The sequence below is a fragment of the Enterobacter sp. MGH120 genome (assembly GCF_001037725.1).
Lineage (GTDB): Bacteria > Pseudomonadota > Gammaproteobacteria > Enterobacterales > Enterobacteriaceae > Enterobacter > Enterobacter hormaechei_C.
This window is the reverse complement of sequence record NZ_KQ089940.1, coordinates 4,294,965-4,309,191: the sequence shown is the minus strand read 5'-3', so window position 1 is coordinate 4,309,191 and position 14,227 is coordinate 4,294,965. Positions and strand designations below refer to the sequence as shown.

Here is a 14,227-nt window from a genome sequence, read left to right as displayed (position 1 = left end):
TAGCGCCAGCCGCGGTAGCGTGTAAATGGATTTACGATATAGTAATTTTTTCTTTACGATTGCTGTAAAAAATAATCCACAACACATGCACAATGGTTCGCTATGTCACATAACACCCGACCTCTGAATCGACAGGACTACAAAACCCTCACGCTCGCTGCCCTGGGCGGCGCGCTGGAGTTTTACGACTTCATCATCTTTGTCTTCTTCGCCGCCGTTGTGGGGGCGCTGTTTTTCCCGGCGGATATTCCGGAATGGCTGCGTCAGGTACAAACCTTCGGCATTTTCGCTGCCGGCTATCTGGCGCGTCCGCTGGGCGGCATTGTCATGGCGCACTTTGGCGATCTGGTCGGGCGCAAGAAGATGTTTACCCTCAGCATCCTGCTTATGGCCGTGCCGACGCTGGCGATTGGGCTTTTGCCTACCTATGAGTCGATGGGCATTATCGCCCCGTTATTGCTGCTGCTGATGCGTATTCTCCAGGGCGCGGCCATCGGCGGGGAAGTGCCGGGCGCCTGGGTGTTTGTCGCTGAGCACGTCCCGGTGCGCCGCATCGGCATTGCGTGCGGAACGCTGACCGCAGGGCTGACGATCGGGATCCTGCTTGGCTCCGTGGTTGCAACCATCATCAATACCAGCATGACGCAACAGGCCGTTCACGACTGGGGCTGGCGTATACCGTTCCTGCTGGGCGGGGCGTTTGGGCTGGTGGCAATGTACCTGCGACGCTGGTTGCAAGAGACGCCAATATTTCTGGAAATGCAGCAGCGGAAGGCGCTGGCGCAAGAACTGCCGGTGAAAACCGTAGTAGTGCGGCATAAAAAAGCGGTAATGGTGTCGATGCTTCTGACCTGGCTGCTGTCTGCGGGGATCGTGGTGGTCATTTTGATGTCGCCGGTCTGGCTGCAAAAACAGTACGGTTTTGCGCCTGCCGTGACGTTACAGGCGAACAGTATCGCGACAATTATGCTCTGCTTTGGTTGTCTGGCCGCCGGGCTGGCGGCGGATCGTTTCGGCGCAAGCGCGACCTTTATTGTCGGCAGTTTGCTTCTGGCCGCGTCGAGCTGGGCATTTTATCATCTTGCGGGCACCCATCCTGAACAGCTGTTCCTGCTGTACGGTGTCGTCGGGCTGTGCGTGGGCGTCGTTGGCGCCGTACCGTACGTAATGGTCCGCGCCTTCCCGCCGGAGGTACGCTTCACTGGGATCTCTTTCTCTTATAATGTCTCGTATGCCATTTTCGGTGGGCTGACCCCGATTGTGGTGACGGTGTTGATGGGGGTGTCACCCCTTGCACCTTCGTGGTACGTGCTGGCGTTATCGCTGATGGGACTGGTTTTGGGGGTGTGGCTTCGCCAGTCAGAGGGACGTCGTGCCCGCGACGCGGGCACGACAGAGGGATCAGTGTTTTTCACCAATCGGTAGAATGGTGCGGTCGAACTGCTCGTTCAGCACTTCACCCATGGCCAGGTAGATTGCGCTTGCGCCGCAAACCAGACCTACCCAGCCGGCAACGTGAACGATGCCTTCGTTATCCGCCAGGTGACCGATGGCCAGCAGAGCGAACAGTACGGTCAGGCTCAGGAAGACGAATTGCAGTGCGCGGTTCGCCTTAAGGGTACCGAAGAACATGAACAGGGTGAACACGCCCCACAGTCCCAGGTACACGCCCAGGAAATGGGCGTTTGCCGCCTCTGCCAGGCCCATTTTAGGCATCAGCAGAATTGCGACCAGAGTCAGCCAGAAGGAACCGTAAGAGGTAAAGGCGGTTAAGCCGAAGGTGTTGCCTTTCTTATATTCCAGCAGGCCCGCAAAGATCTGTGCGATACCGCCGTAAAAAATGCCCATCGCCAGGATAATGCCGTCCATCGGGAACATCCCGATATTGTGCAGGTTCAGCAGAATGGTGGTCATGCCAAAACCCATCAGGCCCAGCGGAGCCGGATTAGCCAACTTAGTGTTGCCCATAAGTCCTCAAAAAAATCATCATTAATATGGTGAAATGGTTAAACCCGCGCCAGTTCTACCTGACGGGGCGCGGCATCATAATGGGCGGCATCGACGCCGTCTATGATCTCACCGGGGTGAAATTAAAAAATTTTTTATCCTTCCCCCTTGATGGATGCTGTTGTGACCCCATCTTGTAAGCAACCGCAGTGTGTGGACCTGAAAAAAATCAAATCTGGGCAGTTGAAAAAGCACGTTCTGCCCTTATTACAGGTACACAACCACATGTTGACTGAATTTTTAGTGGAGACGTTTAGATGGGTAAAATTATTGGTATCGACCTGGGTACTACCAACTCTTGTGTAGCGATTATGGATGGCACTACTGCACGTGTGCTGGAGAACGCCGAGGGCGATCGCACCACGCCTTCTATCATTGCTTATACCCAGGATGGTGAAACTCTGGTTGGTCAGCCGGCTAAACGTCAGGCCGTGACAAACCCGCAAAACACCCTGTTTGCGATCAAACGCCTGATTGGCCGCCGCTTCCAGGACGAAGAAGTTCAGCGTGACGTTTCCATCATGCCTTACAAAATCATCGCAGCCGATAACGGCGATGCATGGCTTGATGTGAAAGGCACCAAAACGGCACCTCCGCAGATCTCTGCTGAAGTGCTGAAGAAAATGAAGAAAACCGCGGAAGATTACCTGGGTGAGCCGGTAACTGAAGCTGTTATCACCGTACCTGCTTACTTCAACGATGCTCAGCGTCAGGCAACCAAAGATGCTGGCCGTATCGCAGGTCTGGAAGTAAAACGTATCATCAACGAACCAACCGCAGCAGCACTGGCTTACGGTCTGGATAAAGAAGTTGGCAACCGTACTATCGCGGTTTACGACCTGGGTGGTGGTACCTTCGATATCTCTATTATCGAAATCGACGACGTTGACGGCGAAAAAACCTTCGAAGTTCTGGCAACCAATGGTGATACCCACCTGGGTGGTGAAGACTTCGATACCCGTCTGATCAACTACCTCGTTGACGAGTTCAAGAAAGATCAGGGCATTGACCTGCGTAACGACCCGCTGGCCATGCAGCGACTGAAAGAAGCCGCTGAGAAAGCGAAGATCGAGCTGTCTTCCGCTCAGCAGACCGACGTGAACCTGCCGTACATCACCGCAGACGCGACCGGTCCAAAACACATGAACATCAAAGTGACCCGTGCGAAACTGGAAAGCCTGGTAGAAGACTTGGTGAACCGTTCTATCGAGCCACTGAAAGTTGCATTGCAGGACGCTGGCCTGTCCGTGTCTGACATTCAGGACGTTATCCTGGTAGGTGGTCAGACTCGTATGCCAATGGTTCAGAAGAAAGTGGCTGAATTCTTTGGTAAAGAGCCACGTAAAGACGTGAACCCGGACGAAGCGGTTGCTATCGGTGCTGCGGTTCAGGGTGGTGTTCTGACGGGTGAAGTAAAAGACGTACTGCTGCTGGACGTTACCCCGCTGTCTCTGGGTATCGAAACCATGGGTGGCGTGATGACTCCGCTCATCAACAAAAACACCACTATCCCGACGAAACACAGCCAGGTGTTCTCTACCGCTGAAGACAACCAGTCTGCGGTAACCATCCATGTGATTCAGGGTGAGCGTAAGCGCGCGGCGGATAACAAATCTCTGGGTCAGTTCAACCTGGACGGTATTAACCCGGCACCACGCGGCATGCCACAGATCGAAGTCACCTTCGACATCGATGCTGACGGTATCCTGCATGTGTCTGCGAAAGACAAAAATAGCGGTAAAGAGCAGAAGATTACCATCAAGGCATCTTCTGGCCTGAACGAAGCGGAAATCGAAAAAATGGTTCGTGATGCCGAAGCTAACGCGGAATCCGACCGTAAGTTCGAAGAGCTGGTTCAGACCCGTAACCAGGGTGACCATCTGCTGCACAGCACCCGTAAGCAGGTTGAAGAAGCGGGCGATAAACTGCCAGCGGAAGACAAAACTGCGATCGAAACTGCACTGAGCGCGCTGGAAACGTCTCTGAAAGGCGAAGACAAAGCGGACATCGAAGCGAAGATGCAGGAGCTGGCACAGGTTTCTCAGAAGCTGATGGAAATCGCTCAGCAGCAGCACGCACAGCAGCAGGCGGGCGCTGATGCTTCCCAGAACAACGCGAAAGACGACGATGTTGTCGACGCTGAGTTCGAAGAAGTGAAAGACAAAAAATAATCGCCCTGATGCAGGGTAAGTAATCGGCACGGGCGTAGGAGAATTCTCCACGCCCGTGCTCGCATGTTAAGGGGCTTAAAAAAACCAATGGCAAAGCAAGACTATTACGAGATTTTAGGCGTTCCGAAAACTGCGGAAGAGCGTGAAATCAAAAAGGCGTATAAGCGCCTGGCCATGAAATTCCACCCTGACCGTAATCAGGGTGACAAAGAGGCTGAAGCCAAATTTAAAGAGATTAAAGAAGCCTACGAAGTCCTGACCGATGCACAAAAACGTGCGGCCTATGATCAGTACGGTCACGCGGCCTTTGAACAGGGCGGCATGGGCGGCGGTGGATTTGGTGGCGGCGGCTTCGGCGGCGGCGCTGATTTCAGCGATATCTTTGGTGATGTATTTGGCGATATCTTCGGCGGCGGACGTGGTCGTCAGCGCGCGGCGCGCGGCGCAGACCTGCGCTACAACATGGAGCTGACGCTTGAAGAAGCGGTTCGCGGCGTCACCAAAGAGATCCGTATTCCGACGCTGGAAGAGTGTGACGTTTGCCACGGCAGCGGCGCGAAAGCGGGGACTCAGCCACAGACCTGCCCAACCTGTCACGGTTCCGGTCAGGTGCAGATGCGCCAGGGCTTCTTCGCGGTGCAGCAGGCCTGTCCGCACTGTCATGGTCGCGGTACGCTGATTAAAGATCCGTGCACCAAATGCCACGGTCACGGTCGCGTGGAGAAAACCAAAACGCTGTCCGTTAAGATCCCGGCAGGCGTGGATACGGGCGACCGCATCCGTCTGGCAGGTGAGGGTGAAGCTGGCGAGCACGGCGCACCGGCAGGCGATCTGTACGTTCAGGTTCAGGTGAAGCAGCACGCCATCTTCGAGCGTGAAGGTAACAACCTGTACTGTGAAGTGCCGATCAACTTTGCGATGGCGGCGCTGGGTGGCGAAATCGAAGTGCCGACGCTGGACGGTCGCGTTAACCTGAAAATCCCTGGCGAAACCCAGACCGGGAAGCTGTTCCGCATGCGCGGCAAAGGCGTTAAATCCGTTCGCGGTGGCGCGCAGGGTGACCTGTTATGCCGCGTGGTCGTGGAAACGCCGGTCGGCCTGAACGATAAGCAGAAACAGCTGCTGAAAGAGCTTCAGGAAAGCTTTGGCGGCCCGACGGGTGAGAAAAACAGCCCGCGCTCCAAAAGCTTCTTCGATGGCGTCAAAAAATTCTTCGACGATTTAACCCGCTAACCCGCCAGCTGGTTACTATCCTTTAAAGCCCGGAAGCGATTCCGGGCTTTTTGTTTATAGCGTTATTCCTCGGTTAAACTGAATATATACCCAATATTAATCTGTTTTTACCGATCTGTTTGCGCTGATATTATGGTTTTACCGAGGTATTGTTGTAAAAGAGAGTTTAAACGTGAAATTACTACACCGTTTCTTTAGCAGTGAGGCATCCGGCGGCGTCATCCTGATTATTGCTGCTGCGGCCGCCATGCTGCTCGCCAATATGGGCATGACGCGCGATCTCTATCACGCATTTCTGGAAACGCCCGTCGAGCTGAAAGTCGGGGCGCTGGAAATTAACAAGAACATGCTGCTGTGGATCAACGATGCGCTGATGGCGGTGTTCTTCCTGCTGGTGGGTCTGGAGGTTAAACGTGAGCTGGTGATCGGTTCGCTTGCCAGCCGTCAGCGCGCGGCGTTTCCGGTGATCGCGGCGATTGGCGGGATGATCGCTCCGGCGTTGCTCTTTCTCGCGTTTGCGTGGCAGGATCCGGTTGCGCGTGACGGCTGGGCGATCCCGGCTGCAACGGATATCGCGTTTGCGCTCGGGGTCTTAGCCTTGCTCGGTAGCCGCGTCCCGGTAGCACTGAAAATTTTCCTGATGGCGCTGGCGATTATCGATGATCTGGGCGCTATCGTGATTATCGCGCTGTTCTACACCAGCGATCTGTCGGTTCTGTCGCTGAGCGTGGCGGCCGTGGCTATTGTGGTGCTGGCCTTGCTGAACGTCTTCAACGTCCGACGTACGGGTATTTATATTCTGGTGGGCATGGTGCTGTGGACGGCGGTGCTGAAGTCTGGCGTGCATGCCACGCTGGCGGGCGTCATCGTTGGCTTCTTTATTCCGCTGAAGGAGCAGGACGGCAAATCGCCAGCCAGACAGCTGGAGCATGTGCTTCATCCGTGGGTGGGCTTTATGATCCTGCCGCTGTTTGCGTTTGCCAACGCGGGAGTTTCCCTGGCCGGGGTTACCCTGGACGGACTCACCTCCGTGCTGCCGCTGGGTATCATCGCCGGTCTGTTTATCGGTAAGCCGCTGGGTATCAGCCTGTTCTGCTGGCTGGCGCTGAAGCTGAAGCTGGCGTCATTGCCAAACGGGACCACCTTTAGCCAGATTATGGCCGTCGGCGTGCTGTGCGGTATTGGATTCACCATGTCGATCTTTATCTCGACGCTGGCGTTTGGCGCAAACGCGCCTGAGCTTATCGTCTGGGCAAAACTCGGCATTCTCATCGGGTCATTACTGGCCGCAGTCATTGGTTATACCTTGTTGAAGGTGAAATTGTCCGGACAGGCTGTCCAGGCATAACGGAAAACCGGGAGGAGGGGGCTCCTTCTCCCGATACACACTCAGGGAGAGAACACGCGATGTCTCATTTGAATTACAACCATCTTTATTACTTCTGGCACGTTTATAAACAGGGCTCGGTCGTGGGGGCGGCAGAAGCGCTTTACCTGACGCCACAAACCATTACCGGGCAAATCAAAGCCCTGGAAGAGCGGTTACAGGGCAAGTTGTTCAAGCGCAAGGGCCGTGGGATTGAGCCCAGTGAGTTGGGCGAGCTGGTGTTCCGCTATGCGGATAAAATGTTCACCCTGAGTCAGGAGATGCTGGACATCGTCAACTACCGCAAAGAGTCGAACCTGCTTTTTGACGTGGGGGTGGCGGATGCGCTGTCCAAACGGCTGGTGAGTGGCGTGCTGGATGCGGCGGTGGTGGAAGATGAACAGATCCATTTACGCTGCTTTGAGTCCACTCACGAGATGCTGCTGGAACAGCTGAGCCAGCATAAGCTGGATATGATTATTTCGGATTGCCCTATCGATTCCACGCAGCAGGAAGGCTTGTTCTCGGTGAAAATTGGCGAATGCGGCGTCAGTTTCTGGTGCATCAATCCGCCACCGGAAAAACCGTTTCCTGCCTGCCTGGAAGAGCGCCGCTTGCTGGTGCCGGGTCGGAGGTCCATGCTCGGACGGAAGCTGCTGAACTGGTTTAACTCGCAGGGGCTGAACGTAGAAATTCTCGGTGAGTTCGACGATGCGGCGCTGATGAAAGCCTTTGGCGAAGCGCATAACGCTATCTTCGTTGCTCCGACGCTGTACGCGCACGATCTCTATTCAGACGACAAAATAACCGAGATCGGCAGGGTGGATAACGTGATGGAAGAGTATCACGCCATATTCGCCGAAAGGATGATTCAGCACCCGGCGGTGCAGCGAATCTGCAATCGCGACTATTCGGCGCTGTTTACGCCGCCGGTAATCTGAAGACATAAAAAAACCCGCGTTAAGCGGGTTCTTTCAAACAAGCAACAACAAGTGGCGATTAAGCCAGTTTGTTGATCTGCGCGGTCAGGTTTGCTTTATGACGCGCTGCTTTGTTTTTGTGGATCAGACCTTTAGCAGCCTGACGATCCACGATTGGTTGCATTTCGTTAAATGCGTTCTGCGCTGCAGCTTTGTCGCCAGCTTCGATAGCTGCGTATACTTTCTTGATGAAAGTACGCATCATAGAGCGACGGCTTGCATTGTGCTTACGAGCCTTTTCAGACTGAACGGCACGTTTCTTAGCTGATTTGATATTAGCCAAGGTCCAACTCCCAAATATGATCTATGTGGACAATTCAAAGGCCGAGGAATATGCCCTCTATACCTTCTTTTGTCAATGGATTTGTGCAAATAAGCGCCGTTAATGTGGCGACGCTACGTTACGTAGTGATGGCGCAGGATTCTACCAGCTTGTCGTTCGTGAATACAGCTTTTCGGCGTAAAAATCGCAGTTCGCGGACAGATTTTTTTGCTGCGAAAGGTCAGCGTGATGAAATCATACGGCTTTCTGTTTAGCGTGAACAATCGCCGGTTAACCTTAACCGCTGTACAAGGTATACTTTGGCGATTTTCACTGTTTTGAGCCAGTCATGAAGCTGATACGCGGCATACATAATCTCAGTCAAGCCCCGCACGGGTGCGTGCTGACCATTGGTAATTTCGACGGCGTGCATCGTGGGCATCAGGCGCTGTTGCAGGGATTGCGTAAAGAAGGCGAGGCGCGAGGCCTGCCCGTCGTGGTGATGATTTTCGAGCCTCAGCCGCTGGAGCTGTTTGCAGGCGAGAAATCCCCCGCGCGGCTGACGCGTCTGCGTGAGAAGTTACGCTACCTGGCGGAGTCAGGGGTGGACTACGTCCTGTGCGTACGGTTCGACCGTCGTTTTGCCGCGCTGACCGCACAAAATTTTGTCAGCGACCTGTTGGTCAGGCAGCTTGGCGTGCAGTTTCTCGCCGTGGGCGATGATTTCCGCTTTGGCGCTGGTCGTCAGGGCGATTTCTTGTTATTACAGAAGGCTGGCCTGGAGTACGGGTTTGACGTCACCAGCACGATGACCTTCTGTGAGGGCGGCGTGCGCGTCAGCAGCACGGCGGTACGTCAGGCGCTGGCGAACGATGAACTGGACACGGCAGAAACGCTGCTGGGTCACCCGTTCACAATTTCAGGTCGCGTGGTCCATGGCGATGCGCTGGGCCGCACGATAGGTTTCCCGACGGCGAATATACCGCTGCGTCGTCAGGTCTCCCCGGTTAAAGGGGTCTATGCGGTGGAAGTGGCAGGACTGGGCGAGAAGCCTTTCTACGGCGTCGCCAACATTGGCACACGTCCAACGGTTGCCGGTGTGCGTCAACAGTTAGAAGTACACCTGCTGGACGTTGTAATGGACCTGTATGGTCGCCATATAGATGTGATACTGCGTAAAAAAATACGCAATGAACAGCGATTCGCTTCGCTGGACGAACTTAAGGCGCAAATCGCGCGAGATGAATTAACGGCCCGCGAGTTTTTTGGGCTTTAGAACCGGCTTAACTGCCTACGTGATAAATACGGAACCGAGAATCTGATGAGTGATTATAAATCAACCCTGAATTTGCCGGAAACAGGGTTCCCGATGCGCGGCGATCTCGCCAAGCGTGAACCGGGAATGCTGGCGCGTTGGACCGATGATGACCTGTACGGCATCATTCGTGCAGCCAAAAAAGGCAAAAAAACCTTCATTCTGCATGATGGCCCTCCATATGCGAATGGCAGCATTCATATTGGTCACTCTGTAAACAAGATTCTGAAAGACATTATCGTGAAGTCCAAAGGACTCGCGGGATATGACTCGCCTTACGTTCCGGGCTGGGACTGCCATGGTCTGCCGATCGAGCTGAAAGTTGAGCAAGAGTACGGTAAGCCGGGTGAGAAGTTCACCGCCGCAGAATTCCGTGCGAAATGCCGCGAATACGCTGCCACCCAGGTTGACGGTCAGCGCGCTGACTTCATCCGTCTGGGCGTGCTGGGTGACTGGTCGCATCCGTACCTGACCATGGACTTCAAAACCGAAGCCAACATCATCCGAGCGCTGGGTAAAATCATCGGCAACGGTCACCTGCACAAAGGCGCGAAGCCGGTGCACTGGTGCGTCGACTGCCGCTCTGCGCTGGCAGAAGCGGAAGTGGAGTATTACGACAAAACCTCGCCTTCTATCGACGTGGCCTTCGAAGCGGTCGATCAGGATGCGATCAAAGCTAAATTTGGTCTGCCTGGCGTAAGCGGCCCGATCTCTCTGGTGATCTGGACCACCACCCCGTGGACGCTGCCTGCTAACCGCGCGATCTCCCTCTCTGGCGAGTTTGAGTATGCGCTGGTGCAGATTGATGGCCGTGCGGTTATCCTGGCGAAAGACCTGGTCGAAAGCGTGCTGAAACGCGCGAACATCACCGATTACACCGTGCTGGGCACCGTAAAAGGCGACGCGCTGGAACTGATGCGCTTCAAACACCCGTTCCTGGACTTCGACGTTCCGGCGATTCTGGGCGACCACGTCACGCTGGACGCGGGTACCGGTGCGGTGCATACCGCCGGTGGCCACGGTCCTGACGACTACAACATCAGCCTGAAATATGGTCTGGAAATCGCTAACCCGGTTGGTCCGGACGGCTCTTACCTGCCAGGCACGTACCCGGCGCTGGACGGCATCAACGTCTTTAAAGCTAACGACATCATCGTTGATATGCTGCGCACCAGCGGCGCGCTGCTGCACGTTGAGAAAATGCAGCACAGCTATCCGTGCTGCTGGCGTCACAAGACCCCGATCATCTTCCGTGCAACCCCGCAGTGGTTTATCAGCATGGACCAGAAAGGCCTGCGTGCGCAGTCTCTGAAAGAGATCAAAGGCGTGCAGTGGATCCCTGACTGGGGCCAGGCGCGGATCGAATCCATGGTGGCTAACCGTCCTGACTGGTGTATCTCCCGTCAGCGCACCTGGGGCGTGCCGATGTCTCTGTTCGTACATAAAGAGACGCAGGAGCTGCACCCGAACACACTGGAACTGATGGAAGAAGTGGCGAAGCGCGTCGAAGTTGACGGCATTCAGGCGTGGTGGGATCTCGACGCCCGTGACATCCTGGGCGCTGACGCAGACAGCTACGAGAAAGTGCCGGATACCCTGGACGTGTGGTTCGACTCCGGGTCTACCCACTCCTCCGTGGTTGACGTGCGTCCGGAGTTTGCTGGTCACGCTGCCGATATGTATCTGGAAGGGTCTGACCAACACCGCGGCTGGTTCATGTCATCGCTGATGATCTCCACCGCCATGAAGGGTAAAGCACCTTACCGCCAGGTATTGACCCACGGCTTCACCGTGGATGGTCAGGGCCGTAAGATGTCCAAATCTATCGGTAACACCGTTTCTCCGCAGGACGTGATGAACAAACTGGGCGCGGACATTCTGCGTCTGTGGGTGGCCTCTACCGACTACACCGGCGAAATGGCGGTCTCTGATGAGATCCTGAAACGTGCTGCTGACAGCTATCGTCGTATTCGTAACACCGCGCGCTTCCTGCTGGCGAACCTGAACGGGTTCGATCCGGTGAAAGACATGGTGAAGCCGGAAGAGATGGTTGTGCTCGATCGCTGGGCGGTAGGCTGCGCGAAAGCGGCGCAGGAAGATATTCTTAAAGCCTATGAGTCTTACGACTTCCACGAAGTGGTGCAGCGCCTGATGCGCTTCTGCTCCATCGAGATGGGCTCGTTCTACCTCGACATCATCAAAGACCGCCAGTACACCGCGAAAGCGGACAGCGTGGCGCGTCGTAGCTGCCAGACTGCGCTGTTCCACATCGCAGAGGCGCTGGTACGCTGGATGGCGCCGATCATGTCCTTCACCGCGGATGAAATCTGGGGTTACCTGCCGGGCGAACGCGAGAAGTATGTCTTCACCGGCGAGTGGTACGAAGGTCTGTTCGACCTCTCCAGCACTGAAGCAATGAACGATGCCTACTGGGACGAGCTGCTGAAAGTGCGTGGCGAAGTGAATAAGGTTATCGAGCAGGCGCGCGCTGACAAGAAAGTCGGTGGTTCGCTGGAAGCGACCGTGACCCTGTACGCCGAACCGGAGCTGGCGGCCAAACTGACCGCGCTGGGCGATGAATTACGATTTGTCCTGTTGACCTCCGGTGCGAAAGTTGCGGATTATGCCGAAGCTACTGCTGATGCTCAGCAGAGTGAACTGCTCAAAGGACTGAAGGTCGCACTGAGCAAAGCCGACGGTGAGAAATGCCCGCGTTGCTGGCATTACACCACCGATGTTGGCCAGGTGGCGGAACACGCAGACATCTGCGGACGCTGTGTAAGCAACGTCGCCGGTGACGGCGAAAAACGTAAGTTTGCCTGATGAGTAAAACTCTCTGTTCAACAGGACTGCGCTGGCTGTGGCTGGTGGTGGTGGTGCTGATTATTGATTTGGGCAGCAAGTTCCTGATCCTCCAGAATTTCGCTCTGGGGGATACGGTCCCGCTGTTTCCGTCGCTTAACCTGCACTATGCCCGCAACTATGGTGCGGCGTTTAGTTTCCTTGCCGACAGCGGTGGCTGGCAGCGCTGGTTCTTCGCGGGTATCGCTATCGGTATCTGCGTCGTGCTGGCGGTGCTGATGTACCGCTCAAAGGCCACGCAAAAGCTGAATAATATCGCCTACGCGCTGATCATTGGCGGCGCGCTGGGTAACCTGTTTGACCGCCTGTGGCACGGCTTTGTGGTCGATATGATCGATTTCTACGTCGGCGACTGGCATTTCGCGACCTTTAACCTCGCCGATAGCGCAATATGCGTTGGTGCGGCGTTAATCGTGCTGGAAGGCTTCTTGCCTAAACCGGCCGCGAAAGAGCAGGCGTAACAAAACCAGCCGGGTGACGCGTAGCGATCCCGGCCTACAGAATTTGTGGCCCCCGTAGGCCCGGTAAGCGTAGCGCCACCGGGCAACAGGTGACCCAAAATAAGCGAGCAATTTGCATGTCTAAATCCGTACAGAGCAACAGCGCGGTTCTCGTTCATTTCACGCTGAAGCTGGATGACGGCTCCACGGCCGAATCCACCCGCAATAATGGCAAACCGGCGCTGTTTCGTCTGGGTGACACCTCCCTGTCTGAAGGCCTTGAGCAGCAGCTTCTGGGTCTGAAAGAGGGCGAGAAAAAAGCGTTTTCGCTGGAGCCGGATGCGGCATTTGGCGTGCCAAGCCCGGACCTGATCCAGTATTTCTCGCGTCGTGAGTTTATGGATGCGGGTGAACCAGAAATCGGGGCGATTATGCTCTTTACCGCTATGGACGGCAGCGAAATGCCTGGCGTGATCCGAGAAATCAACGGCGATTCTATCACCGTCGATTTCAACCATCCGCTTGCCGGGCGTACCGTTCATTTTGATGTCGAAGTGCTGGAGATCGATCCGGCACTGGAGGAGTAAAATGCAGATCCTGTTGGCTAACCCGCGCGGCTTCTGCGCCGGTGTAGACCGCGCTATCAGCATTGTTGAAAACGCGCTGGAGATTTACGGCGCGCCGATTTACGTGCGTCACGAAGTGGTGCACAACCGTTACGTGGTCGACAGCCTGCGCGAGCGCGGTGCGATTTTTATCGAGCAGATCAGCGAAGTGCCGGACGGCGCAATCCTCATCTTCTCCGCGCACGGCGTCTCTCAGGCGGTACGCAACGAGGCGAAAAGCCGCGATCTGACCGTATTCGATGCCACCTGTCCGTTAGTGACAAAAGTGCATATGGAAGTGGCGCGCGCCAGCCGTCGTGGTGAAGAGTCAATTCTGATTGGTCACGCCGGTCACCCGGAAGTTGAAGGCACCATGGGCCAGTACAGCAACCCGGAAGGGGGCATGTATCTGGTTGAGTCACCGGAAGATGTCTTTACGCTGGACGTGAAAAACGAAGCCCGTCTGTCGTTTATGACCCAGACGACGCTTTCCGTAGACGACACCTCAGACGTGATTGACGCCCTGCGCCAGCGCTTCCCGAAAATTGTCGGGCCGCGCAAAGATGATATCTGCTATGCAACCACCAACCGTCAGGAAGCCGTACGCGCCCTGGCTGAACAGGCGGATGTGGTGCTGGTGGTCGGCTCGAAAAACTCCTCTAACTCCAACCGACTGGCCGAACTGGCGCAGCGTATGGGGAAAGCGGCGTTCCTGATCGACGACGCAACGGACATTCAGGAATCGTGGGTGAAAAACGCGGCCTGCGTCGGTGTTACCGCAGGCGCTTCAGCGCCGGATATCCTGGTTCAAAACGTCATTGCCCGCCTGCAAGAGCTGGGCGGTGGCGAAGCGGTGCCGCTGGAAGGCCGTGAAGAGAACATTGTCTTCGAAGTGCCGAAAGAGCTGCGAATCGACGCCCGCGAAGTGGAATAATGTCCTCTCAATCTTCAAAATGCCGGTGGCGAAAGCCTCCGGCATTTTTGTT

The 14,227-nt window shown here is 55.5% G+C and carries 12 protein-coding genes and 1 pseudogene; 11 read left to right on the top strand and 2 right to left on the bottom strand.

From position 1 onward, the window contains the following. The first annotated feature begins 102 nt into the window (after positions 1-102). A complete protein-coding gene (locus SK54_RS20065; RefSeq protein ID WP_045141628.1) occupies positions 103-1,425 on the top strand; it encodes an MFS transporter in 1,323 nt (440 codons plus the stop codon). On the opposite strand, the gene satP is transcribed toward SK54_RS20065, so the two are convergent. Further along, positions 1,402-1,968 carry an acetate uptake transporter gene (satP, locus tag SK54_RS20060; RefSeq protein ID WP_003856474.1) on the bottom strand — a complete coding sequence of 189 codons (567 nt, stop codon included), beginning with the start codon at positions 1,966-1,968 and terminating at the stop codon, positions 1,402-1,404. The genes SK54_RS20065 and satP overlap by 24 nt on opposite strands. A 296-nt stretch (positions 1,969-2,264) precedes the next feature. Here satP and dnaK point away from each other — a divergent pair, with 296 nt between their 5' ends. The 4 genes from dnaK to nhaR all read left to right on the top strand — a co-directional run bounded on the left by dnaK (position 2,265) and on the right by nhaR (position 7,718). Beyond that, positions 2,265-4,178 carry a molecular chaperone DnaK gene (dnaK, locus tag SK54_RS20050; RefSeq protein ID WP_006810169.1) on the top strand — a complete coding sequence of 638 codons (1,914 nt, stop codon included), beginning with the start codon at positions 2,265-2,267 and terminating at the stop codon, positions 4,176-4,178. Between the two features lie 87 nt (positions 4,179-4,265). Continuing rightward, complete coding sequence (gene dnaJ, locus SK54_RS20045; RefSeq protein WP_014830600.1) at positions 4,266-5,411, top strand: molecular chaperone DnaJ; 1,146 nt, start codon at positions 4,266-4,268, stop codon at positions 5,409-5,411. Positions 5,412-5,583: 172 nt separating this feature from the next. Beyond that, on the top strand, positions 5,584-6,759 hold the full coding sequence (nhaA, locus tag SK54_RS20040) for a Na+/H+ antiporter NhaA (protein WP_045338411.1): 1,176 nt from the start codon (positions 5,584-5,586) through the stop codon (positions 6,757-6,759). 59 nt (positions 6,760-6,818) lie between these two features. Further along, positions 6,819-7,718 (top strand): transcriptional activator NhaR, encoded by a 900-nt coding sequence (gene nhaR, locus SK54_RS20035; protein ID WP_017694543.1) that lies wholly within the window; start codon positions 6,819-6,821, stop codon positions 7,716-7,718. 58 nt (positions 7,719-7,776) lie between these two features. On the opposite strand, the gene rpsT is transcribed toward nhaR, so the two are convergent. After that, the gene (gene rpsT / locus SK54_RS20030) at positions 7,777-8,040 is read right to left on the bottom strand and encodes a 30S ribosomal protein S20 (RefSeq protein WP_003856458.1); all 264 of its coding nucleotides are present in this window, start codon (positions 8,038-8,040) and stop codon (positions 7,777-7,779) included. 115 nt (positions 8,041-8,155) lie between these two features. On the opposite strand from rpsT, the pseudogene SK54_RS22785 reads away from it, so the two are divergent. The 6 genes and pseudogenes from SK54_RS22785 to ispH form a co-directional block, all read left to right on the top strand. After that, positions 8,156-8,361: pseudogene (locus SK54_RS22785) on the top strand (DUF2575 domain-containing protein); the annotation flags it as partial. A 7-nt stretch (positions 8,362-8,368) separates the two neighbouring features. Beyond that, positions 8,369-9,295 (top strand): bifunctional riboflavin kinase/FAD synthetase, encoded by a 927-nt coding sequence (gene ribF, locus SK54_RS20025; RefSeq protein WP_003856456.1) that lies wholly within the window; start codon positions 8,369-8,371, stop codon positions 9,293-9,295. 45 nt (positions 9,296-9,340) lie between these two features. After that, the gene (gene ileS, locus SK54_RS20020) at positions 9,341-12,157 is read left to right on the top strand and encodes an isoleucine--tRNA ligase (protein WP_017383815.1); all 2,817 of its coding nucleotides are present in this window, start codon (positions 9,341-9,343) and stop codon (positions 12,155-12,157) included. Beyond that, positions 12,157-12,657, top strand: a complete 501-nt coding sequence (lspA, locus tag SK54_RS20015) for a signal peptidase II (RefSeq protein WP_003856452.1) — start codon at positions 12,157-12,159, stop codon at positions 12,655-12,657. Before ileS ends, lspA begins: the two co-directional genes overlap by 1 nt. A 116-nt stretch (positions 12,658-12,773) precedes the next feature. Next, positions 12,774-13,223: an FKBP-type peptidyl-prolyl cis-trans isomerase gene (gene fkpB / locus SK54_RS20010; RefSeq protein WP_015572634.1), complete on the top strand. Its 450-nt coding sequence runs from the start codon at positions 12,774-12,776 to the stop codon at positions 13,221-13,223. A gap of 1 nt (position 13,224) precedes the next feature. Continuing rightward, positions 13,225-14,175 (top strand): 4-hydroxy-3-methylbut-2-enyl diphosphate reductase, encoded by a 951-nt coding sequence (gene ispH, locus SK54_RS20005; RefSeq protein WP_017694539.1) that lies wholly within the window; start codon positions 13,225-13,227, stop codon positions 14,173-14,175. Positions 14,176-14,227 lie beyond the last annotated feature (52 nt).

What these genes read in the sequence shown, in the direction of transcription:
- SK54_RS20065 (WP_045141628.1), top strand. Translation starts at nt 103, where the DNA reads ATGTCACATAACACCCGACCTCTGAATCGACAGGACTACAAAACCCTC.
- satP (WP_003856474.1), bottom strand. Translation starts at nt 1,968, where the DNA reads ATGGGCAACACTAAGTTGGCTAATCCGGCTCCGCTGGGCCTGATGGGT.
- dnaK (WP_006810169.1), top strand. Translation starts at nt 2,265, where the DNA reads ATGGGTAAAATTATTGGTATCGACCTGGGTACTACCAACTCTTGTGTA.
- dnaJ (WP_014830600.1), top strand. Translation starts at nt 4,266, where the DNA reads ATGGCAAAGCAAGACTATTACGAGATTTTAGGCGTTCCGAAAACTGCG.
- nhaR (WP_017694543.1), top strand. Translation starts at nt 6,819, where the DNA reads ATGTCTCATTTGAATTACAACCATCTTTATTACTTCTGGCACGTTTAT.
- ribF (WP_003856456.1), top strand. Translation starts at nt 8,369, where the DNA reads ATGAAGCTGATACGCGGCATACATAATCTCAGTCAAGCCCCGCACGGG.
- ileS (WP_017383815.1), top strand. Translation starts at nt 9,341, where the DNA reads ATGAGTGATTATAAATCAACCCTGAATTTGCCGGAAACAGGGTTCCCG.
- lspA (WP_003856452.1), top strand. Translation starts at nt 12,157, where the DNA reads ATGAGTAAAACTCTCTGTTCAACAGGACTGCGCTGGCTGTGGCTGGTG.
- fkpB (WP_015572634.1), top strand. Translation starts at nt 12,774, where the DNA reads ATGTCTAAATCCGTACAGAGCAACAGCGCGGTTCTCGTTCATTTCACG.
- ispH (WP_017694539.1), top strand. Translation starts at nt 13,225, where the DNA reads ATGCAGATCCTGTTGGCTAACCCGCGCGGCTTCTGCGCCGGTGTAGAC.